Raw genomic sequence first — 19,824 nt, 5'->3', positions numbered from 1 at the left:
AATTCCCTTATGGCACCGGATCATAGCCGTGCCCGCCCCATGGCCCGCAACGCGCGATGCGCTTCGCAGCGAGCCAGGAACCCCGCGCCGCTCCATAGCGGCGAAGCGCCTCGATTGCATAGGCGGAACAGCTGGGGTGATAGCGGCAGGTCGGCGGCAGGATGAGCGATGGCCCGAGCTGCCAGCCGCGAGCGAGCAGGATCAGCAATCGCGCGATCATCGCGTCACCTTGCGCAGCGCCTTGCCAAGCTCTGCCTTCAAGTTGGCATAATCGCGTTCGATGCCGCCCATGCGACCGATCAGGACGTGGTCGGCCCCGGCGATGCCGTGCGCCGGCAATAGCTCACGCGCCAAAGTGCGCAACCGGCGCTTCATCCGGTTACGCACCACGGCGTTGCCGATCTTCTTGGTGACGGTGTAGCCGATGCGCATCGTCGCATCGCCGTCTTCGCGCGGGCGGACCAAAAGGACGAAGCCCGGCATGGGCGCGCGCCGTCCGGCGTTCGCCGCCAGGAAATCCCGGCGGCGCGTCAGCATGATCAACCCTTTACCCGTCTTTCCGGGTGAGCCGGTTAGGCCGACAGCTTCTTGCGGCCGCGAGCGCGACGGGCGCGGATCACGGCGCGACCGCCGACCGTCGCCATCCGTGCACGGAAGCCGTGACGGCGTGCCCGCACCAGGTTGCTCGGCTGAAAGGTCCGCTTCATGGTTCATTCCCAAATCTGAAAAATAAAGGCCGCCACGAGGGACGGCCCGAATGCTGCGCCGCATAGGCGAAGGCACGAAGCAAGTCAACGCGAGAGGTGCCCCGTCAGCATGCGTCGCTGCACCTGCGACGAGGGGCGCGGCACCCCTTTGCAACCGCCGCATATAGAGTGCTTCGCAGCGGCGGCAAAGGCGGTATGAGCGCAAGCGGGGAAGCGAGGGGACGTGCATGGCGGCGATCGTCGCAACGGTGGCATATCTGGGGCTGGAGGCGCGCGCCGTTGAGGTGCAGGTGCAGCTGATCGCGGGCCTTCCGGCCTTCAATCTGGTTGGCCTCGCGGACAAGGCGGTGGGCGAAAGCCGCGAGCGAGTGCGCGGTGCGATTGCCGCCATGGGCCTCGCGCTGCCGCCCAAGCGGATTGCGGTGAACCTGTCGCCTGCCGATCTGCCGAAGGAGGGGTCGCATTTCGACCTGCCGATCGCACTGGGGCTGCTCGCTGCGATGGGCGTCGTAGATGCCGAGACTTTGTCCGAATATGTCATTGTCGGCGAATTGACGTTGGACGGGCGGATTGCGCCGTCGCCCGGTGTTCTGCTGGCGGCGCTGCATGCGGCCGAGATCGGCAAGGGGCTGATTTGCCCGGCGGCGCAGGGTGCGGAGGCTGCATGGAGCGGCTCGATCGACGTGGTGGCCGCCCCCGACCTCCTGTCGTTGATCAATCATCTGAAGGGGCACGGATTGTTGCCAGCGCCCGGGGCCGGTGCAGTGGAGGCGACCGGCACCGGCCCCGACCTGCGCCAGGTGCGAGGGCAGGAAACGGCGAAGCGCGCGCTAGAAATCGCGGCGGCGGGCAATCACAATCTGCTGATGGTCGGTCCGCCCGGCAGCGGCAAATCGCTGATGGCGTCGTGCTTGCCAGGCATTCTGCCGCCGCTTGATGCTGGGGAGGCACTGGAAGTGTCCATGGTGCAATCGGTCGCCGGCATGCTGGAGGGCGGGCGGCTGACGCGCACGCGGCCCTTTCGTGCTCCCCATCATTCCGCCTCCATGGCGGCGCTGACGGGCGGTGGGCTAAAGGTGAAGCCGGGAGAGGTGAGCATGGCGCACCTTGGCGTCCTGTTTCTCGACGAACTGCCCGAGTTCCAGCGGGCCGTGCTCGACTCGCTACGGCAGCCGCTCGAATCGGGCACGGTCAGCGTCGCGCGCGCCAACGCGCACGTCACCTATCCCGCCCGCGTGCAACTGGTTGCTGCGATGAACCCGTGTCGATGCGGTTATCTTGGCGACGCGGGCTTGGCCTGCGCGCGGGCGCCCAAATGCGCGGCGGACTATCAGGCGAAAGTGTCGGGGCCGCTGCTCGACAGGATCGACCTGCATGTCGAGGTGCAGGCGGTGAGTGCGGTGGATCTGATGCTGCCGCCGCCCCGCGAGGGATCGACCGAGGTGGCCGCGCGCGTGGCGGAGGTGCGCGCGGTGCAGGCGACACGCTACCGCGAGCATGGCATTCGCACCAACGCCGAGATCGACGGTGAATTGTTGGAGCGGTTTGCCACGCCAGACGATGCAGGTCGTGCGCTGCTCGCGCAGGCGGCAGAGGCCATGCGCCTATCAGCGCGCGGCTACACGCGGATCCTGCGTGTGGCGCGCACCATCGCCGATATGGCAGGAAGCGCCGAGATCGGCCGCATCCATCTCGCCGAAGCGCTCAGCTATCGCCGGCAGCCGCCGCGAAGCTAGCGGGGGGCGATAGCTTATCCCGCGATACGGCGGTGCGCCTCGTCCGTGGCGCTGCCACTGGCATTCAGAAGGCGGCGCTCGGCCAACAGGCGTCGCGTGTTGGCGGCATCGATGGGATGCCCATACAAATAGCCTTGGCCGCGTGCGCAGCCGAGCGCCCGCATGCGGGCCTCCGCGGCCAGATCCTCGATACCTTCCGCCGTGACGGGTAGGTTGAGGCTTGCGCCGACGCTGGCGACTGCGCCGACGAGCGCGGCGCTGTCCTGGTCCTCGGCAATGGCCTGCACGAAGCTGCGATCGATCTTGATCCGGTCGAACGGAAGGGCGCGCAGGTGCCCGAGGCTCGAATAGCCCGTACCGAAATCGTCCAGCGCGATGCGGATGCCCTGGTTCTTGAGGCTGCCGATGATCGATTGCGCCAGCGGCAGATTTTCGAACAGCGCGCGTTCGGTGATCTCGATTTCCAGTCGATGCGCGGAAAAGCCGGTTTCCAGCAGAAGCTTGATGATCTTCTGCGGCAGCCAAGCGTCCCGAAGCTGCACCGGCGAGATGTTGATCGAGATGGTAAGGCTCGGATCCCAGTCCCGCGCCGCCAGAAAAGCCTGGGTCATGAGCGAGGTGGAAAGGTCCGCGATCATCCCGGTCTGCTCGGCGATGGGGATGAAGCGATCGGGGCTAATCTGACCGTGTACCGGGTGGTTCCAGCGCGCGAGCACCTCGAAGCCGACGATCTGCCCCGTGTTGAGGTCGATCTGCTGCTCGAAGAACGGCACGATCTGCCCGGCCGGAATGGCCGCGCGCAACGCCGTTTCCAGTTCGTTCCGGGCGTGGAGCGAGCGCGCCATGGCGGGATCGAACCAGTTCAGGCGATTTCGGCCGGCTTCCTTGGCGGCATACATTGCGATGTCCGCTGCGCGGATCAGCGACTCGACCGACGTTGGCTCATGATCGGATCGAGCGACACCGACAGAGGCAGAGATACGAAGCGCGGTGCCATCGAGGTCGATTGGTCGCGCGAGTCGACTGACAAGCCGTTCGGCCACGTGCTGAACGGTCTTCGAGTCCGCCGGGTTGAACAGGAACACGCAGGCGAATTCGTCACCACCCAGCCGGGCCGCCAGCGAACGCGCCGGCAGTTCCTTGCTGATTTCTCCAGCGACCCGGGCGAGCAGCGCGTCGCCGACAGCGTGGCCATGAAGATCGTTGATCGTCTTGAAGCGATCCAGATCGATCATCAGAACCGCCATCATCATGTCGCGCTGAGCGGCATCATGCAGCAGGATCGTCGCATCCTCCACCAGCGCGCGGCGGTTCAGAAAGCCGGTGAGCGGATCGCGGGCGGGCTGGCGGCGCGTACCCTGGGTGGTATTCAGTTGATCGCGCAACTGGCGCGTGACCTGGCGGTGCCGACGGCGACCCGCGATCATCACCGCAAGATTGAGAACCAGCGCGGCGATCGCCGGCCAGATCAGCGGCGCGGCCGCCTGTGGGCCATTGCGCAGCACGCCCACAATGACCGCAGCCAGGACGATGACGCACAGCCCCACCGCCGCCATGGTGATAAGGCTGATCGGCGAGGCGCGTCTTCCGCGCCCGCCAGACTCGTGAACGGAAGAGTCATCCATGTCGCCCCATTTTGCCGCGATTGTGTGTAGAAGACGTTAACGCCCGGCGACTTGCCCTGCGGCCTCGCTTGCGCTACACGCCGCGCCACGTTCCGTTGTTGAACGCTGAAGACAAGCGCCCATGTGGTGCACGCTGGCCGGCGAGGTTTCGCCCGCCGGCGCTTTTGCGTTTGGGCGGATGAAGGGAGTTAGACGCGATGTTCGACAGCCTGAGCGATCGTCTTGGTGGCGTGTTCGACCGCTTGCGCGGTCGTGGTGCGCTGACCGAAGCGGACGTGCGCCAGGCGATGCGCGAAGTGCGCGTCGCACTGCTCGAAGCCGATGTTGCGCTGCCGGTTGCCCGACAGTTCGTTGATGAGGCCACGGAAAAGGCGATCGGCCAGAACGTGCTGCGCTCGGTCACGCCGGGGCAGCAGGTCGTCAAGATCGTCAACGATGCGCTGGTCGCGATGCTGGGCGGCGACGATCCGCAGGCGGCCGAGCTGAAGCTCGATGTGTCGCCGCCGGCGGTGGTGATGATGGTCGGCCTGCAGGGCTCGGGCAAGACGACCACGACGGCGAAGATCGCCAAGCGGCTGTCCGGTGGGCAGATGGGCCGCGATCGCAAGAAGGTGCTGATGGCGTCGCTCGACGTCAACCGCCCGGCGGCGCAGGAACAACTCGCGACGCTTGGCAAGCAGGTCGAGGTGCAGACGCTGCCGATCGTCGCGGGGCAGCAGCCGGTGGAGATCGCCCGGCGCGCGATGCAGGCCGCGAAGCTGCAGGGCTTTGACGTCCTGATGCTCGACACGGCGGGCCGTCTGCACGTCGATCAGGCGTTGATGGACGAGATGAAGGCGGTGGCGGATATTGCCACGCCGCAGGAGATCCTGCTCGTCGTCGATTCGCTCACCGGGCAGGACGCGGTGAACGTCGCGCAGAGCTTCTCCGAACAGGTGCCGCTGACCGGCGTGGTGCTGACCCGCATGGACGGCGACGCGCGCGGCGGTGCGGCGCTGTCGATGCGCGCCGTTACGGGCAAGCCGATCAAGTTCGCCGGCGTGGGCGAAAAGATGGATGCGCTGGAGGCGTTCCATGCCGAGCGTGTGGCCGGCCGTATCCTGGGCATGGGCGACGTCGTCAGCCTGGTCGAGAAGGCGGCGGAATCGATCCAGCAGGAAGACGCCGAGCGCATGGCGGCGAAGCTGGCCAAGGGCCAGTTCGACATGGACGATCTGCGCGGCCAATTGGCGCAGATGCGGCGCATGGGCGGCCTTGGTGCGCTCGCCGGGATGATACCCGGTATGAAGAAGGCGCAGCAAGCGATGGCGAACGGGGCCGTCGACGAGCGCATTCTGCTGCGCATGGACGCGATGATCACGTCGATGACGCAGAAGGAGCGGTCCAAGCCCGAGCTGATCAACGCCAAGCGCAAGATCCGCATCGCCAAGGGCAGCGGCACGACCGTCCAGGACGTGAACAAGCTGCTCAAGATGCATCAGGAGATGTCCACGGCGATGAAGAAGATCCGCAAGATGGGCGGCATCAAGGGGATGCTTTCCATGCTTGGCAAGGGTGGGCCGGGCGGCGGCATGGCCGGGCTTGGCAATGCGCTGGGCGGGCCGGAGCTTGGCGACATGCTGGGCAAGGCAGGCGGTGGATTGCCGGGGCTGCCGGGCGGCGCTGGCGGCCTTCCGCCGGGATTCCCGAAGTTCAAGAAGTAACCATTTCAGATACGTAGAAGGAAGAAGTACCAATGGCACTGAGCATTCGCCTGTCGCGTGGCGGTTCGAAGAAGCGTCCCTATTACCGCATCGTCGTTGCCGATGCGCGCAGCCCGCGCGACGGCCGCTTCATCGAGAAGATCGGTAACTACAACCCGCTGCTCGCCAAGGACGACGAGAAGCGCATCGTGCTCGACGCCGAGCGTGCGAAGCACTGGCTGAGCAACGGCGCCCAGCCGACCGATCGCGTTGCCCGCTTCCTCGACCTCGCCGGTGTTCGTGAGCGCACCGCGCGCAACAACCCGAAGAAGGCCGAGCCGGGCGAGAAGGCCAAGGAGCGCGCCGAGGAGCGTGCCGAGAAGCTGAAGGCGCAGCAGGAAGCCGAGCAGGAGACGACGGAAGCCGTTGTGGCCGCCGAGGTCGAAGCAGCAACCGAATAAGCATCCGATCCGAGCATGGCGCGTTTCCCTGTAATAACAGGAGTGCGCCATGATCTCGGATCCCGATCCCCGGACCGCCAATGACGACGACGAAAAGGTCGCCAGCAACGAAGGGGTGTCGGCCCCAGAACCAGCCGAAGGAAGCGACGACGCTCCCGGCGGCGACGAAGGCTCGCCCAGCGGGTGAGCCGACGATCGTCCTGGCGGCGGTGACCGGGGCACATGGCATTGCCGGCGAAGTGAAGCTGAAGCTCTTCGCCGACGATGTCTCTGTTTTTAAAGCATTTAATGATGGCGCGCTGACCCTTCGGTCACTGCGCGGTAACATCGCGCGCTTTGCCGAAGTGTCGGATCGTACCGCCGCCGAGGCGCTGCGTGGCACGCAGTTGACGGTGCCGCGGTCTGCGCTTCCCCCGCTTGAAGAGGGGGAATATTACCATGCCGATCTGCTTGGTCTTGCAGCCTTTTCCGATGACGGTGAGACGCTGGGACAGGTTGTGGCGGTGGAGAATTTCGGCGCGGGTGACGTTATCGAGGTCGAGCGCCCGACCGGCAAAAGGTTCATGGTGCCGATGAACGAGCATGCCGTACCCGAGTGGGACGGCGAGCGGATCGTGATCGCGGCTGCCTTTGCCGCGGATTAGAAGCGCCGCATCATCAACGCCTTAGCGGCTGACGTTGACTCAATTCGTTACGGATCGTGGTGGCCGCGACGCCGGCCTGGCCCATGGCGTGACTGATCTGATCGAGACCCTTCACCACGTCGCCGGCGGCGTAGAGGCCGGGCAGGGTGGTGCGCTGGTGCTCGTCGGTGACGATGCAACCCTCGTCGGTGCCGCGGGCGCCGGCGGTCAGCGCCAGTTCCGAGCGTATGTGCGAGCCGAGGGCGGGGTAGACACTGTCGAAGCGCAGTCGACCGCTTGCCGTCTCGAATACAAACTGTTCTTCCTCAATGGCATAGCCGCCGCATGGGCCATCGATTCGCAAGATACCGGCGCGGTCGAGCGCGGCGGCGCATTCCTCGTCGAGCATGTGTTCGGCGTCTGGCGCGATCAGGGTGATGTCGCTGGAATAACCACGTAAAAACAACGCCTCGCGCATGCCATGGTCGCCGGTGCCGATGACGCCAATGCGTTTGTCGGTGACTTCGTAGCCGTCGCAGATCGGGCAATAGCGGATGAGGCCACGGCGGAGCGCTTCATCGTGGAGGGCGTCGTCCATCGTCGGCCGATTGTTGACGACGCCGGTCGCAAGCAGCACCGTTTTGGCCTCAAACATCGTGTCCCCGGCCTGTATCCGGAAGTTTTCGGCCACGGGTTCAACAGCAGTGGCCGTGGCAATGTGGCGGCGCACGCCGAAGGACGCGGCCTGCTCACGCATTCGGTCGAGCAGATCCTCTCCGCTGATCCCGCCGGGGAAGCCGGCGTGATTGTGCGTGCAGGGGATCAACGCCGCGCGGCTCGAGCCATTGTCGAGCAGGACGATGTCGAGATGGAAGCGGGCGAGATAGATCGCCGCCGTTAGGCCCGCCGGGCCACCGCCGATGATGACGCAATCGTGCATGGCGAGCGGAGCGATCGAACGTGCAGGTGGTTCCCTCAGCGAAACGAATCCGCGTGGGGGCATCTGCGCGCGATTGACGGGCGGGGGGCAGGCGGTAACGCTGCTGCCTCGTTGATCTGGCATTTGGGGAAATCGATGTTCCGTGCGCTGTCCGCCGCCGTGCTGCTTGCCTCTCCCCTGACCGCGGCCGCGCAGACGACTGCGCCGACCTCGACGACCGCGGCGCCTGCTGCCGACGTGGGGAGCGTGGAGCCACAGCTCACCGCCCTGTTCGACGCATGGATGAAGCAGGCGCATGTGCCCGGCCTCGTTTATGGCGTGGTGAAGGACGGCAAGCTGGCGCTGGTGCGCGGGCTGGGCGTGCAGGACGTAGCGAGCAAGCGCCCGGTGACGGCGGACAGCCTGTTTCGCATCGCCTCCATGTCCAAGGCCTTCACGGCGATGGCGATCCTGAAGCTGCGCGATCAGGATCGGCTGTCGCTCGATGCGCCGGCGGAGCGCTACATTCCCGAGATCCGTGGCTGGCGATATCCGACGACGGACAGCCGGCGGATCAGGGTGGATGATCTGCTGCACCACACGGCCGGCTTCGTGGAGGATAATCCGTGGGGCGATCGGCAGCAGTCGCTGAGCGAGCCGTCGTTCACCGCGATGCTGAAGGCTGGCGTGCCGTTCGCGCAGGCGCCGGGGCTTCGGATGGAATATTCCAATCTTGGCTATGCGATGCTCGGTCGTATCGTCAGCAACGTCTCGGGCGTGCGGTACCAGGATTATATCCGCCGCGAGATCATGAGGCCGCTGGGCATGGGCGCAACCGGCTATGACGTGCTGAACGGGCCGCAGGACATGCGCGCGCTCGGCTATCGCTGGCAGGATGACGCCTGGGTGCGCGAGCCGGACATGGCGGACGGCGCGTTCGGGGCCATGGGCGGGGTGCAGACCAGCGCGAACGATTATTGGCGGTGGATCGCGTTCCTCCTGTCCGGCTGGCCGCCGCGTGACGAGGCGGAGAACGGCCCGGTGAAGCGGGCGACGGCACGCGAGATCGTGGAAGGATCGAACTTCGTCAGCACGGTGGAGCGGCCGAGCGCGTCGGGCGAGCCGTGCCGGGTCGCGAGCGCCTATGCGATGGGGTGGCAAGTGGTGAACGATTGCGCGGTGGGGCGGATCGTGACGCACAGCGGGGGCTATCCCGGCTATGGATCGATCGTGATGATGCTGCCCGAGGCGGGTGTGGCGGTGTTCGCCTTTGCCAATCGCACCTATGCCGGGCCGGGCCAGCCCGTGTCGCAGGCGCTGTTCGCGCTGCGGCAGGCGGGGCTGGCGGAGGAGCGCGCGGTGCCGGTGTCGGCGGACCTCGGCCGCGCCTATGCCATCGCGCGCGACGTGTGGGTGCGCGGCGATCCGGCGCGTGCGCCGCTGGCGAACAATGTGGTGCTCGATCGCGATCTGGCGCGGCGGCGGGCAGACATTGCCGCGCTGAAGAAGCAGGTCGGCACGTGCCGCACCGATGCGCCGATCACGCCCGTTTCGGCGATGGAAGGCCGCTTCATGTGGCAGTGTCAAAACGGCGACGTCGCGGGCCGCGTGCAGCGCGCGCCAACGCCGGCCTTGAGCCTGCAGGTGTTGAGCTTTACCGCCGCCAACCCGTGACCTTTGCCGCAACCATCCTGACGCTCTACCCCGAAATGTTCCCCGGGCCGCTGGGCCACGCCATCGCCGGGCGCGCGCTGGCGGAGGGCCGCTGGTCGATGGAGGCGGTGAACATCCGCGACTTTGCGACCGACCGGCATCGCACGGTGGACGATACGCCGGCGGGTGGCGGCGCGGGCATGGTGCTGCGCGTCGATATTCTTGCGGCGGCGCTGGATGCGCAGGGGCAGGGGCGACCAGTGCTGGCGATGACGCCGCGCGGCAAGCCGCTGACCCAGGCGCGGGTGCGCCAGCTGGCCGAGGGGCCGGGCGCGGTGATCCTGTGCGGCCGGTTCGAGGGGTTCGACGAGCGTTTGTTCGAGGCGCGCGCGATCGAGGAAGTCTCGATCGGCGACTATATCCTGTCGGGCGGCGAGACGGCGGCGCTGGTGCTGCTGGACGCTTGCGTCCGGCTGCTTCCCGGCGTAATGGGCGCGGCTTCAAGCGGAGTCGAGGAAAGCCACGAAAGCGGCCTCCTGGAATATCCGCATTATACCCGACCTCAGCAATGGGAAGGGCGCACGATCCCCGAAGTGCTGCGATCGGGGGATCATGCGAAAATCGCCGCCTGGCGTAAAGCCAGGTCGGAGGAAGATACACGGCTACGGCGGCCGGACCTGTGGGAGCGTCACAACGGCGCTCGGGTCAACCGCCCTCTGGCGCGCAGCGACGAACAGGATTGAAGCAAATGAACCTGATCCAGCAGCTCGAAGCCGAGCAGATCGCCAAGCTGACCGAAAACAAGAAGATCCCGGAATTCCGCCCGGGTGACACGCTGAAGGTCGGCGTGAAGGTGGTCGAGGGTGAGCGTACCCGCGTCCAGAACTACGAAGGCGTGTGCATCGCGCGTTCGAACAAGGGCATGGGCTCGTCGTTCACCGTCCGCAAGATCTCGTTCGGCGAGGGTGTGGAGCGCGTGTTCCCGCTGTATTCGCCCAACGTTGAATCGATCGACGTCGTCCGCAAGGGCGCCGTGCGTCGTGCCAAGCTGTATTACCTGCGCGGTCGTACCGGCAAGTCGGCGCGTATCGCCGAGCGCCGCGACAACCGCCCGGCAAAGGCGGAAGCCGCCGAGTAATCGGGCAGCGCGATTGTTGAAGAAAGGGGCGTCGGTGGTTTGCCACCGGCGCCTTTTTCTTGTGCGTGATTGTGGCGGGTGGTCGGCCTGCGCGATCTTTACCGAGTCATGCCGGGCTGGTCCCGGCATCCACCGCGCCGCACATCCTCACGCGTTGGGTAGGCGGAGCAGTGGATCCCGGCACAAGGCCGGGATGACGGGCGGCATCGGGCGGCGGGGCGTTTCGCAACGGTTTGGCCTTCACCGTGGTGGTGGGTGCGGCGTGATGCGGAGACCTAGCGCGTCGGTGTCCCGGGTGGGCGCGCGGGCGGCTGGTCGGTGCCGACGCGGACGATTTCAACGATGCGGTCGCCCGGTTGCACGGCGACGGCCTCCGGCTGGTCGAAGCCGAAGCACAGCCCGCTGCGGTAAAGGCGGACGCCGAGCCCGGTGGACAGGCCGGTGAGCGGGCGGCCGACATCGGCAGCGGTCGCATCGCGCTCGTGCAGCGCCACGCGGCCCTGCGCGGCGGCGAGGTCAGTGAGGTAATCGGAGACGTGCGGGCCGTTGGTGGAGCCAGCCAGCAGCAGCCCAGCGAAACTGGCGGGGTTGATCACCACATCCGCGCCAGCCTGCCGCGCCAGCGCCTCGTTGTCGTCGGATCGGATCACGGCGCTGATGCGAACATGGTCGGACAGGCGGCGGGCGGTCAGCACGATCAGGATGGTGGTGTCGTCGCGGCCGGCGGACACCATCAGGGTGGTGGCCTGCTCGACCCGCGCCGCTGCCAGCGATGTGTCGCGTGTGGCGTCCGCCTCCAGCACGACGGCGCCGCAATCCTCCGCATGCTCGAGCGCGCGCTCGCTGGGATCGATCACCACGATGCTGGTCGGATCGACCTCCCGCCGGATCAGTTCGCGCAGCGCCTCCGTGCCGCTGGTGCCGTAGCCGGCGATGATGACATGGCCGCTGAGCTGGCGCTGGATCACCCTCATGCGCCACCGTTGCCAGGTTCGCCGCAGCAGGAAATCATAAGCCGTCCCCAGGAAGATCAACCACACAAACAGTCGAATGGGCGTCACCACGAAGGTGTCGAACATCCGCGCGCTCTGCGTCACCGGTACGATGTCGCCATAGCCGACCGTCGTGACGGTGATCATGGTGAAATACAGCACGTCCGCAAAGTTGATCGTGCCATCGATATTGTCGCGCAGGCCCTCGCGATCGATCCAGTGACCGCCGAGCGCGATGCTGATGAGCATGAGGGCGAGCAGCACGCGCAGCGCGAGGCTGGCCCAATCGGGCAGCGCGCTTCGGCGGCGCAGGTGCAGATCCTTGACGTGCTTCTTTGCCCGCATCGGTGTGACCTAAACCGGGCGTACAGGTAAAGTCGAGTAACGTTGGTGATCGGGCGGCGGCAGGCGCGTTGGCTTTTGCGCTTGGGCGACGGGCGGGCTAACCGGCTTGCCATCGGAAAGTTTGGGAAGAGCGAATGCGGATATGGATGGCGGCGGCCGGCGCCGGGCTGACGATCTTGGCGGGTGCCGCGATGGCGAAACCGGGGGCCACGCCGGTGGCTGCGACGACGCCCGAGCTGACGCTGGAGCGCGTGTTCGCCAGCCCCGACCTTGCCGGCGGGCAGCCGCAGGCGCTGCGCCTGTCGCCCGATGGCACGCTGCTGACCTCCGTGCGGCCGCGCGAGGACGAGCGCAACCGCTTCGACCTGTGGGCGATGGATACGCGGACCGGCCAATCGCGGATGCTGGTGGATTCGCGCAAGGTCGGCAGCGGCGCGGCGCTATCCGAAGCCGAAAAGATGCAGCGCGAGCGCGATCGGTCGAAGACGGGCAAGACCGGTATCCTCGATTACGACTGGGCGCCGGACGGCAAGTCGATCCTGGTGCCGGTGGATGGCGAGCTTTTCGTCGCGACACTCGACGGCGCGGTGCGGCGGCTTGAGGGCACCAAGGGCGCGCTGAACCCGGTGGTGTCGCCGCGCGGCGGCTATGTCAGCTTCGTGCGCGACCAGAATTTGTGGACGCGCCCAGCGGGCGGCGGCGAAGCGCGGCCGGTGACGACCGAGGGCAAGGGCACGGTCCATTTCGGCGAGGCGGAGTTCGTCGCGCAGGAAGAGATGCATCGCCGCACCGGCTATTGGTGGTCGCCGGACGATCGCCTGATCGCGGTCGAACGCTTCGACGAGGCGCCGGTGCGCGTGTTTACGCGCGCCTCGATCGGTGCGACGGGCACGAGCATTTACGAGCAGCGATACCCGGCGGCGGGCACGCCCAACGTGCTGGTCGACCTGTTCATCATGAAGCCCGATGGGTCGGGCAAGGTGAAGGTGGATTTGGGGAGCGATCCCGACATCTATCTGGCGCGGGTCGACTGGCTGCCCGATGGGTCGGCGCTGTTGGTGCAGCGGCAATCGCGCGACCAGCGCACGCTCGACATGCTGCGGGTCGATCCGGCGACGGGCAAGTCCACGGTGCTGTTCACCGAGCGGGCGGGCGAGAAGAGCTGGATCAACCTGTCCGATGCCTATCAGCCGCTGAAGGACGGGAGCCTGATCTGGCGATCGGAGCGCGATGGCTTTGCGCATCTGTATCGCTGGAAGGCGGGGGCGTGGACGCAGCTGACCAAGGGGCCGTGGGTGGTCGATGCGCTGATCGCGGTGGACGAGGCGAAGGGGCGGCTGGTGTTCACCGGCAACCGCGACGGGGTGCTGGAGAAGCACCTCTATGCGCTCGATCTGGCGCGGCCGGGCGAGCCGGTGCGGCTGGACGAGGCCGGCTGGACGCTGAGCGGGGTGTCGGCCGATGGCACGGGCACGCGCTTCATCATCAGTCGGTCGAACCCGTCGCAGCCCAAGCAGACTTATCTGGCGGACGCCAATGGCAAGCGGATCGCGTGGGTGAACGAGAATGCGGTGGCGGGGGATCACCCCTATGCGCCGTTCCTCGCCTCGCACCGCCCGACGCAGTTCGGCACGATCAAGGCCGCGGACGGCACGCCGCTGCATTGGGAAATGATTACGCCGGTGCTGGAGAAGAACAAGCGCTATCCGGTGTTCTTCATGCATTATGGCGGGCCGGGCAGCCAGGACGTGTGGCGCGACTGGCCGGGCAACATGCCGCTGCGCCAGTTCCTGGTCGATCAGGGCTGGATCGTGTTCCAGGTCGACAATCGCGGGTCGGAGAACCGCGGCAAGGCGTTCGAGGACGCGATCTGGCACGCGATGGGCACCGTGGAGGTGGACGATCAGCTGGCCGGTGCGGCGTACCTCAAGACGCTGCCATTTGTAGATCCGGACAAGATCGCTATCTATGGCTGGTCATACGGCGGCTATCTGACGCTGAAGATGATGGAGCAGCACCCTGGCGTGTTTGCCGCGGGCATCTCCGGTGCGCCGGTGACCGACTGGACGCTGTACGATACGCATTACACGGAGCGGTACATGGGTGACCCCACCCGTGACGCGGCGGCGTATCGCGGCTCGAGCGCGCTGGAAACGGCGGAGCGGATCAGCGATCCCTTGCTGATCATGCACGGCATGGCGGACGACAACGTGTTCCTCGACAACACGACCGCCTTTGCCGCGCGCATGCAGCAGGCGGACAAGCCGTTCGAGATGATGCTGTATCCGGGGAAGGCGCATGGCGCGGTTCGGGACATCCATCCCTGGACGACCATGCTGGCGTTCCTTGATCGGCACGTGAAGAAAAGTGACGCCAAGTAAAGCTTTGTTGGCACAATGTTGCGCGCACCGGTAAGGCGCGCGCGACGATGAATTGAAGGAAGATTGTATGGGTTACCGCGTGGTAGTCGCCGGTGCGACAGGCAATGTCGGGCGCGAGATGGTCAATATCCTGGCGGATCGCGAGTTTCCGGCGGACGAGGTGGCGCTGCTGGCGTCGTCGCGCTCGGTCGGTGAGCAGATCGAGTACGGCGATACCGGAAAGATGCTGAAGGTGCAGAACATCGAGCATTTCGATCCGGCCGGCTGGGATTTCGCGCTGTTCGCGATCGGCAGCGAAGCGACCAAGGTCTATGCGCCGAAGTTCGCCGCTGCCGGCTGCACCGTGATCGACAATTCGTCGCTGTACCGGATGGACCCGGACGTGCCGCTGATCGTGCCCGAGGTGAATCCGGAGGCGGTCGACGGCTATCGCAAGAAGAACATCATCGCCAATCCGAACTGCTCGACCGCGCAGATGGTGGTGGCGCTGAAGCCGCTGCATGACGCGGCGACCATCAAGCGCGTGGTGGTGGCGACGTACCAGTCGGTGTCCGGCGCGGGCAAGCAGGGCATGGACGAGCTGTTCGAGCAGAGCCGCAACATCTTCGTCGGCGATCAGGCCGAGGCGAAGAAGTTCACCAAGCAGATCGCCTTCAACGTGATCCCGCACATCGACAGCTTCCTGGAGGATGGCTCCACCAAGGAAGAATGGAAGATGGTGGTGGAGACCAAGAAGATCCTCGATCCCAAGATCAAGCTGACGGCGACATGCGTGCGCGTGCCGGTGTTCGTCGGCCATTCCGAAGCGATCAACATCGAATTCGAGAAGGAGATCTCCGCCGAGGAAGCACAGAAGATCCTGCGCGAGGCGCCGGGCGTCATGCTGGTCGATAAGCGCGAGGACGGCGGCTATGTCACGCCGGTCGAGTGCGTGGGCGATTACGCCACCTTTATCAGCCGCGTGCGCGACGATTCGACGGTGGAGAACGGCCTGTCGCTGTGGTGCGTCAGCGACAATCTGCGCAAGGGCGCGGCGCTGAACGCGGTGCAGATTGCCGAGCTGCTGGGACGTCGTCACCTGAAGAAGGCCGCCTAACACTGGCGGTCAGCTAACGAAAAGGGGGCGCTTCCGAGTGGAAGCGCCCCCTTTTTTTATTCGCTGTGCACCACTTCGATCTTGCCCTGCGGTTTGCGCAGCAGAAGCACCAGCGGCACCGCCGCGAACGAGATCCAGCTCATCAGCCAGAAATCGTCGAGATAGGCGATCATCGCCGCCTGCTGGTTCACCATCGCATCGGCCATCGACATGGCGGCATCGGATAGCGGGCCGAGGCCACTGAGCTGCGCCACGTCGAAGCCGGCAATGGCGTTGCGGGTGATGTGCTGGGCAAGGTCCGCATGGCTGGTTTGCGTGTTGCGGGCGAGCAGCACCGTCACCATCGAAATGCCGGCGGACTGGCCGATCGAGCGAAACAGGTTCAGCAGGCTGGAGCCGTCGGTGCGATAGCGGCCGTCGAGCGTCGCAAAGGCCAGCGCGTTGAGCGGCATGAAGACGAGCCCCATGCCGAGCCCCTGAACGAACCCCGCCGTGATGACCGGCCAGAAATCCTGCTCGAGCGAGAATGACGACATCTGGCGCAGCGACACGCCGAAGATCACCAAACCGACCATGATGACTAGGCGGGTGTCGACCTTCCCCATCAGCTGCCCGGCGAGCCACATGGTGGCGAGCACGCCGACACCGCGCGGCGCCATCATGACGCCGGTGTCGATCACCGGATAGCCGAACAGGTTCTGCAGCATCGGTGGCAGCAGCGCCATCGGCGCCATGGTCGAGATGCCGACCACCAGCATGAAGAGGAGGCCGGTGACGAGATTGCGGTTCTGGAACAGCGCGCGGTCGAACAGCGGCTTCTTCGCGGTGGCGAAGTGGAACACCGCCATCCAGGTGAAGGCGATGGTGGCCAGCCCTTCGATGATGACTTCCCAGCTGTCGAACCAATCCTCGCTCTGACCGCGATCGAGCATGAGCTGAAAGGCGGCGACGGCGACGCCGAGATAGACGAAGCCGGCGAAATCAAACGATCGCGTCGCCTTGGGGCGGCTGGGCAGCAGGAACCACAGGATCGCAAAGGTGAGGATGCCGACAGGCACGTTGACGTAGAACACCCAGCGCCAGTTATAGCTTTCCGTCAGCCAGCCGCCGAGCACCGGCCCCATGATCGGCCCGACCATGACGCCCATGCCCCAGACGCTCATCGCCTTCGCCGCATTCTCCGGCCGGTTGATGTCGAGCATCGAGGTTTGCGACAGGGGATTGATGAAGGCCGCGAAAACGCCCTGGAAGACGCGGAAGATCACCATCTCCTCAAGGCTCGTGGCGATGCCGCAGAGCATGGAGGCGATGATGAAGCCGGCCACCGCGATAAGGAACAGGTTGCGGCTGCCGAGCCGGTCGGACAGCCAGCCGGTGGCGGGCAGCGCGATGGCGGTGGCGACGATATAGCTGGTCAGCACCCAGGTGACGGTGTCCACCGTCGCGCCGAGACTGGTCATCATATGCGGCAGCGCGACGTTGGCGATCGTGGTGTCCAGGATCTGCATGATCATGGCGCCCATGATGCCGACCGTCAGCAAGCCGCGATGGCTTGTTTCCAGCAGCGGTTTGCCGGGGGCCGGCGCGGCCGCCGGCGCAGGTCGGCGCGCGGCGGGACCGGCTGGAGCGGCGCGCGAGGCCACTTTAATGTGCTCCGGTGTCGATGCTGACGTCGGTCGAGAGCCCGGCGATCATCACGCGCGGCGGCGTGCCGTCGATCGCGATGCGCACCGGAACACGCTGCGTTACCTTCACCCAATTGCCGTTCGCATTCTGCGCCGGCAGCACGGAAAACTCGCTGCCGGTACCCGCGCCGATCGACTGCACGCGGCCGCGGACCTTCAGGTCAGGGTAAGCGTCGAATTCGAGCTCCGCCGGCTGGCCGACGCGCATGTGATCGAGATCGGTTTCCTTGAAATTGGCCTCCACCCATGCCTGATCGCTGACGACGAGGCTGAGCGCGGGCACGCCCGACGGCGTTATGTTGCCGACCTGCAAGCGGCTGGTCTGGCTGACCACGCCGTCGGAGGGCGCCTTTACCGTGGTGCGCTCGAGATTCAGCGCAGCCTGGGCGCGCTTGGCCAGCGCGACCTGGATCGCGGCGGGCTGACCCGAGCCGCCGCCGCTGCCGACCTGCTGCCGGGCGCGGGCGGCATCGGCCTCGCCAGCCGCGATCTTGGCGCGGGCGGCGGCGACATCCTGCACCGCGGCGTCATAGCTGGCGCGGGTGGTGAAGCCGCGCTTCATCAGCTCGCTTTGCCGCTGGAAAGTCGCCTGCGCGAGCGTCAATTCGGCGCGCGCGCTCTGGATGTCGGCGGCGGCGCTGCTGCTGTCGGTCGCCATGGTGGCGACCTGAACGCGTGCGGCGGCGAGATCGGCGTCGGCCTGTGCCAGCGCGATGCGATAGGGCTCCGGGTCGATGCGGAAGAGCACGTCGCCGGCCTTGACCCGCTGGTTTTCCTTCACGTTCACCGCGACGATGCGGCCCGAGACATCGGGGCTGATCGAGATGACGTCCTGCCGCACATAGGCGTTGTCGGTGGTTATGTAGCGGCCCGAGGTGAGGTAGAAATAGCCGGCAACCGCGGCGATCAGCAGCGGCACGCCGAACATCAGCAGCGGGCGCAGCCATCCGCGTCGTTTGGCCGGGGCGCTGATTGCCGGTTCTTCGATCACGATCGTCTCGTCCGTGGCGGCGGTTTTCGGGTCAGCGTCAGCCATGGGCGGCCTCTTTCGTCTCGCTTGCGGCGAGGTTCGATCGGATCTGGTTGAGGAGATCGGTCATCATCTCGACCTGCGGGGCCGAGATATGGAACAGCGCCTGCGACATGAGCTCGTCCGCGGTTTCGTGCAGCTCCTCCAGGATCGGCCCGGCCTTGTCGGTGAGGAACAACTGCCAGGCGCGGCGATCGTTGGGATCGCGCCGACGCTCGACCAAACCGCTTTCTTCCAGCCGATCGACGAGGCGGCAGAGCGTGATCGGCTCCACCTCCAAGAGGTCGGCCAGCGTGCCCTGATTAATACCTTCGTTGCGGCTGATGCCGAGCAGCGCTTTCCACTGCGCGCGGGTGGCGCCGTGCTGGCGCGCGCGCTCGTCGAAATGCTTGCGGAGCAGCCGCGCCGTGTCGCTCAGCAGAAATCCGAAATTGTCGCTCATATGCGCGCATATAATAAGCATGCTTACCAATAGGAAGAGCTGCTTCTCGGCTGCTGTGCAGCGGAGCGGGTTTTCGCGCGTTGGCGAGGCGCAAGGAGCAGGTCGATGAACACCATGACAGGTGGGTGCCAATGCGGTCGCGTACGCTATTCGGCGGAGATCGAGAGCGACGACGCCTATCTATGCCATTGCCGCATGTGCCAGCGCGCGACGGGCGGCGTGTCGATTGCGTTCGTCAACGTGCCGGTCGCGGCCGTGCGGTGGGATAGCGCACCTGACTGGTATCAATCCTCGCCGATCGCGCATCGGCCGTTCTGCGCGACGTGCGGGACGCCGCTGGGCTTTGCGTTTCTGAAGGACGGCGAGAATGTCGATCTCACCGTCGGCAGCTTCGATGATCCCAGCCGCTTCAAGCCGGTGCATCATTATGCAACCGAGAGCATGCACGAGGCGTGGATCGACACGCGCGACTTGCCACGCATCCGAAGCGAGCAGAATGAGAATGTAAGACAACGCTGGATGGACGCTTGTGGCAAAACTCCCGACTGAGACGCATTACTTCAACAGCTTCGACGGCACGCGGCTGGCCTGGCACGAAATGGGCGAGGGGCGGCCGGTGGTGCTGATCCACGGCTATTTCTCCGAAGCGAACACCAATTGGATCCGCTACGGCCACGCTGAGGCGATTGCGGCGGAGGGGTTCCGCGTCATCATGCCGGACCTGCGCGCGCATGGTGATAGCGACAAGCCGCACGATGCCGCCGCCTATCCGCCCGACGCTCTGGCGAAGGACGGGCATGCGCTGATCGCGCATCTGGGGCTGAGCGATTATGATCTGGGCGGCTATTCGCTGGGCGCGCGCACGACCGCGCGGCTGCTGGCGACCGGCGCGAACCCACGCAAGGTGGTGTTTTCCGGCATGGGGCTGGAGGGGCTGGTCGGCGCGGAGCGGCGCGCGGGGCATTTCCGCAACATCCTGACCAACCTTGGCAAGCACGAGCGCGGGTCGCCGGAATGGCTGGCGGAGGCGTTTCTGAAGAACACCGGCGGCGATCCGGTCGCGCTGCTGGGCATCATCGATACGTTCGTCTCGACGCCGCGCGAGACGGTCGCCGGGTTCGACTGGCCGACATTGGTGGTGAACGGGGTGGACGACGACGACAACGGATCGGCGGCGGCGCTGGCCGAGGCGCTGCCCGATGCGACGCTGGTCGACATTCCGGGCAACCACATGAGCTGCGTCACCAAGCCCGAGCTTGGCCAGGCGATCGCGCGCTTCCTTGCGGGTTGACCCGGCGCGGCGCGAGTC

21 protein-coding genes are annotated in these 19,824 nt (G+C 66.1%); 12 read left to right on the top strand and 9 right to left on the bottom strand.

Features of this window, described 5'->3' with window-relative positions; genetic code table 11:
• Positions 1-7: 7 nt before the first annotated feature.
• From yidD to rpmH, 3 genes are read right to left on the bottom strand one after another with little or no spacing between them, the layout of a single operon-like run.
• Entirely contained in the window at positions 8-220 is a 213-nt protein-coding gene (gene yidD / locus SPDO_RS11675; protein ID WP_088367675.1) for a membrane protein insertion efficiency factor YidD, read from the bottom strand.
• Positions 217-537 carry a ribonuclease P protein component gene (gene rnpA / locus SPDO_RS11670; protein ID WP_088367674.1) on the bottom strand — a complete coding sequence of 107 codons (321 nt, stop codon included), beginning with the start codon at positions 535-537 and terminating at the stop codon, positions 217-219. Before rnpA ends, yidD begins: the two co-directional genes overlap by 4 nt.
• A 35-nt stretch (positions 538-572) precedes the next feature.
• Positions 573-707 carry a 50S ribosomal protein L34 gene (gene rpmH, locus SPDO_RS11665; protein ID WP_028056723.1) on the bottom strand — a complete coding sequence of 45 codons (135 nt, stop codon included), beginning with the start codon at positions 705-707 and terminating at the stop codon, positions 573-575.
• A gap of 227 nt (positions 708-934) precedes the next feature.
• Here rpmH and SPDO_RS11660 point away from each other — a divergent pair, with 227 nt between their 5' ends.
• A complete protein-coding gene (locus SPDO_RS11660) occupies positions 935-2,443 on the top strand; it encodes a YifB family Mg chelatase-like AAA ATPase (RefSeq protein ID WP_088367673.1) in 1,509 nt (502 codons plus the stop codon).
• 14 nt (positions 2,444-2,457) lie between these two features.
• Here the strand turns inward: SPDO_RS11660 and SPDO_RS11655 are convergent, their stop codons facing one another.
• The gene (locus tag SPDO_RS11655) at positions 2,458-4,068 is read right to left on the bottom strand and encodes a putative bifunctional diguanylate cyclase/phosphodiesterase (protein ID WP_088367672.1); all 1,611 of its coding nucleotides are present in this window, start codon (positions 4,066-4,068) and stop codon (positions 2,458-2,460) included.
• A gap of 197 nt (positions 4,069-4,265) precedes the next feature.
• Here SPDO_RS11655 and ffh point away from each other — a divergent pair, with 197 nt between their 5' ends.
• The 4 genes from ffh to rimM are packed head-to-tail and all read left to right on the top strand — an operon-like array spanning position 4,266 to position 6,855.
• Positions 4,266-5,771: a signal recognition particle protein gene (ffh, locus tag SPDO_RS11650; RefSeq protein WP_088367671.1), complete on the top strand. Its 1,506-nt coding sequence runs from the start codon at positions 4,266-4,268 to the stop codon at positions 5,769-5,771.
• 32 nt (positions 5,772-5,803) lie between these two features.
• Positions 5,804-6,211, top strand: a complete 408-nt coding sequence (rpsP, locus tag SPDO_RS11645) for a 30S ribosomal protein S16 (RefSeq protein ID WP_088367670.1) — start codon at positions 5,804-5,806, stop codon at positions 6,209-6,211.
• A gap of 49 nt (positions 6,212-6,260) precedes the next feature.
• Complete coding sequence (locus tag SPDO_RS17180) at positions 6,261-6,398, top strand: hypothetical protein (RefSeq protein WP_245829423.1); 138 nt, start codon at positions 6,261-6,263, stop codon at positions 6,396-6,398.
• 7 nt (positions 6,399-6,405) lie between these two features.
• Entirely contained in the window at positions 6,406-6,855 is a 450-nt protein-coding gene (rimM, locus tag SPDO_RS11640) for a ribosome maturation factor RimM (RefSeq protein ID WP_281252588.1), read from the top strand.
• A 13-nt stretch (positions 6,856-6,868) separates the two neighbouring features.
• Here rimM and SPDO_RS11635 read toward each other — a convergent pair whose 3' ends face one another.
• A complete protein-coding gene (locus SPDO_RS11635) occupies positions 6,869-7,774 on the bottom strand; it encodes an NAD(P)/FAD-dependent oxidoreductase (RefSeq protein WP_088367668.1) in 906 nt (301 codons plus the stop codon).
• Between the two features lie 135 nt (positions 7,775-7,909).
• Here SPDO_RS11635 and SPDO_RS11630 point away from each other — a divergent pair, with 135 nt between their 5' ends.
• The 3 genes from SPDO_RS11630 to rplS are packed head-to-tail and all read left to right on the top strand — an operon-like array spanning position 7,910 to position 10,544.
• On the top strand, positions 7,910-9,427 hold the full coding sequence (locus SPDO_RS11630; protein ID WP_088367667.1) for a serine hydrolase domain-containing protein: 1,518 nt from the start codon (positions 7,910-7,912) through the stop codon (positions 9,425-9,427).
• Positions 9,424-10,149, top strand: coding sequence for a tRNA (guanosine(37)-N1)-methyltransferase TrmD (gene trmD / locus SPDO_RS11625; RefSeq protein ID WP_088367666.1), 726 nt, complete (start codon positions 9,424-9,426; stop codon positions 10,147-10,149). Before SPDO_RS11630 ends, trmD begins: the two co-directional genes overlap by 4 nt.
• A gap of 5 nt (positions 10,150-10,154) precedes the next feature.
• Positions 10,155-10,544: a 50S ribosomal protein L19 gene (gene rplS, locus SPDO_RS11620; protein ID WP_088367665.1), complete on the top strand. Its 390-nt coding sequence runs from the start codon at positions 10,155-10,157 to the stop codon at positions 10,542-10,544.
• A 275-nt stretch (positions 10,545-10,819) separates the two neighbouring features.
• Here the strand turns inward: rplS and SPDO_RS11615 are convergent, their stop codons facing one another.
• Complete coding sequence (locus SPDO_RS11615) at positions 10,820-11,881, bottom strand: potassium channel family protein (RefSeq protein WP_088367664.1); 1,062 nt, start codon at positions 11,879-11,881, stop codon at positions 10,820-10,822.
• Positions 11,882-12,015: 134 nt separating this feature from the next.
• Here SPDO_RS11615 and SPDO_RS11610 point away from each other — a divergent pair, with 134 nt between their 5' ends.
• A complete protein-coding gene (locus tag SPDO_RS11610; protein WP_088367663.1) occupies positions 12,016-14,262 on the top strand; it encodes an alpha/beta fold hydrolase in 2,247 nt (748 codons plus the stop codon).
• 67 nt (positions 14,263-14,329) lie between these two features.
• Positions 14,330-15,358 (top strand): aspartate-semialdehyde dehydrogenase, encoded by a 1,029-nt coding sequence (locus tag SPDO_RS11605; RefSeq protein WP_088367662.1) that lies wholly within the window; start codon positions 14,330-14,332, stop codon positions 15,356-15,358.
• A gap of 56 nt (positions 15,359-15,414) precedes the next feature.
• Here the strand turns inward: SPDO_RS11605 and SPDO_RS11600 are convergent, their stop codons facing one another.
• The 3 genes from SPDO_RS11600 to SPDO_RS11590 are packed head-to-tail and all read right to left on the bottom strand — an operon-like array spanning position 15,415 to position 18,515.
• Complete coding sequence (locus SPDO_RS11600; RefSeq protein ID WP_088367661.1) at positions 15,415-17,001, bottom strand: DHA2 family efflux MFS transporter permease subunit; 1,587 nt, start codon at positions 16,999-17,001, stop codon at positions 15,415-15,417.
• Between the two features lies 1 nt (position 17,002).
• Positions 17,003-18,079 carry an HlyD family secretion protein gene (locus tag SPDO_RS11595; protein ID WP_088367660.1) on the bottom strand — a complete coding sequence of 359 codons (1,077 nt, stop codon included), beginning with the start codon at positions 18,077-18,079 and terminating at the stop codon, positions 17,003-17,005.
• The gene (locus SPDO_RS11590; protein ID WP_088367659.1) at positions 18,072-18,515 is read right to left on the bottom strand and encodes a MarR family winged helix-turn-helix transcriptional regulator; all 444 of its coding nucleotides are present in this window, start codon (positions 18,513-18,515) and stop codon (positions 18,072-18,074) included. The genes SPDO_RS11595 and SPDO_RS11590 overlap by 8 nt, the downstream gene beginning before the upstream one ends.
• 105 nt (positions 18,516-18,620) lie before the next feature.
• Between SPDO_RS11590 and SPDO_RS11585 the strand changes: the two genes are divergently transcribed.
• Both SPDO_RS11585 and SPDO_RS11580 read left to right on the top strand, forming a co-directional pair.
• A complete protein-coding gene (locus tag SPDO_RS11585; RefSeq protein ID WP_245829419.1) occupies positions 18,621-19,064 on the top strand; it encodes a GFA family protein in 444 nt (147 codons plus the stop codon).
• Positions 19,045-19,806, top strand: a complete 762-nt coding sequence (locus SPDO_RS11580) for an alpha/beta fold hydrolase (RefSeq protein WP_169716260.1) — start codon at positions 19,045-19,047, stop codon at positions 19,804-19,806. The genes SPDO_RS11585 and SPDO_RS11580 overlap by 20 nt, the downstream gene beginning before the upstream one ends.
• Positions 19,807-19,824 lie beyond the last annotated feature (18 nt).

Source organism: Sphingomonas dokdonensis (genome assembly GCF_002197685.1).
In the GTDB taxonomy this organism is placed as follows: domain Bacteria; phylum Pseudomonadota; class Alphaproteobacteria; order Sphingomonadales; family Sphingomonadaceae; genus Sphingomonas; species Sphingomonas dokdonensis.
The sequence above is the reverse complement of the archived record's forward strand: the minus strand, read 5'-3'. Positions and strand labels throughout refer to the sequence as shown.

Excerpts from the sequence above, each read along its gene's own strand:
- rnpA (WP_088367674.1), bottom strand. The coding sequence starts at position 537 with ATGCTGACGCGCCGCCGGGATTTCCTGGCGGCGAACGCCGGACGGCGC.
- ffh (WP_088367671.1), top strand. The coding sequence starts at position 4,266 with ATGTTCGACAGCCTGAGCGATCGTCTTGGTGGCGTGTTCGACCGCTTG.
- SPDO_RS11595 (WP_088367660.1), bottom strand. The coding sequence starts at position 18,079 with ATGGCTGACGCTGACCCGAAAACCGCCGCCACGGACGAGACGATCGTG.
- SPDO_RS11655 (WP_088367672.1), bottom strand. The coding sequence starts at position 4,068 with ATGGATGACTCTTCCGTTCACGAGTCTGGCGGGCGCGGAAGACGCGCC.
- SPDO_RS17180 (WP_245829423.1), top strand. The coding sequence starts at position 6,261 with ATGATCTCGGATCCCGATCCCCGGACCGCCAATGACGACGACGAAAAG.
- SPDO_RS11590 (WP_088367659.1), bottom strand. The coding sequence starts at position 18,515 with ATGAGCGACAATTTCGGATTTCTGCTGAGCGACACGGCGCGGCTGCTC.
- rpmH (WP_028056723.1), bottom strand. The coding sequence starts at position 707 with ATGAAGCGGACCTTTCAGCCGAGCAACCTGGTGCGGGCACGCCGTCAC.
- SPDO_RS11605 (WP_088367662.1), top strand. The coding sequence starts at position 14,330 with ATGGGTTACCGCGTGGTAGTCGCCGGTGCGACAGGCAATGTCGGGCGC.
- SPDO_RS11610 (WP_088367663.1), top strand. The coding sequence starts at position 12,016 with ATGCGGATATGGATGGCGGCGGCCGGCGCCGGGCTGACGATCTTGGCG.
- rplS (WP_088367665.1), top strand. The coding sequence starts at position 10,155 with ATGAACCTGATCCAGCAGCTCGAAGCCGAGCAGATCGCCAAGCTGACC.
- rpsP (WP_088367670.1), top strand. The coding sequence starts at position 5,804 with ATGGCACTGAGCATTCGCCTGTCGCGTGGCGGTTCGAAGAAGCGTCCC.
- SPDO_RS11635 (WP_088367668.1), bottom strand. The coding sequence starts at position 7,774 with ATGCACGATTGCGTCATCATCGGCGGTGGCCCGGCGGGCCTAACGGCG.
- SPDO_RS11585 (WP_245829419.1), top strand. The coding sequence starts at position 18,621 with ATGAACACCATGACAGGTGGGTGCCAATGCGGTCGCGTACGCTATTCG.
- SPDO_RS11660 (WP_088367673.1), top strand. The coding sequence starts at position 935 with ATGGCGGCGATCGTCGCAACGGTGGCATATCTGGGGCTGGAGGCGCGC.
- SPDO_RS11630 (WP_088367667.1), top strand. The coding sequence starts at position 7,910 with ATGTTCCGTGCGCTGTCCGCCGCCGTGCTGCTTGCCTCTCCCCTGACC.
- yidD (WP_088367675.1), bottom strand. The coding sequence starts at position 220 with ATGATCGCGCGATTGCTGATCCTGCTCGCTCGCGGCTGGCAGCTCGGG.
- SPDO_RS11615 (WP_088367664.1), bottom strand. The coding sequence starts at position 11,881 with ATGCGGGCAAAGAAGCACGTCAAGGATCTGCACCTGCGCCGCCGAAGC.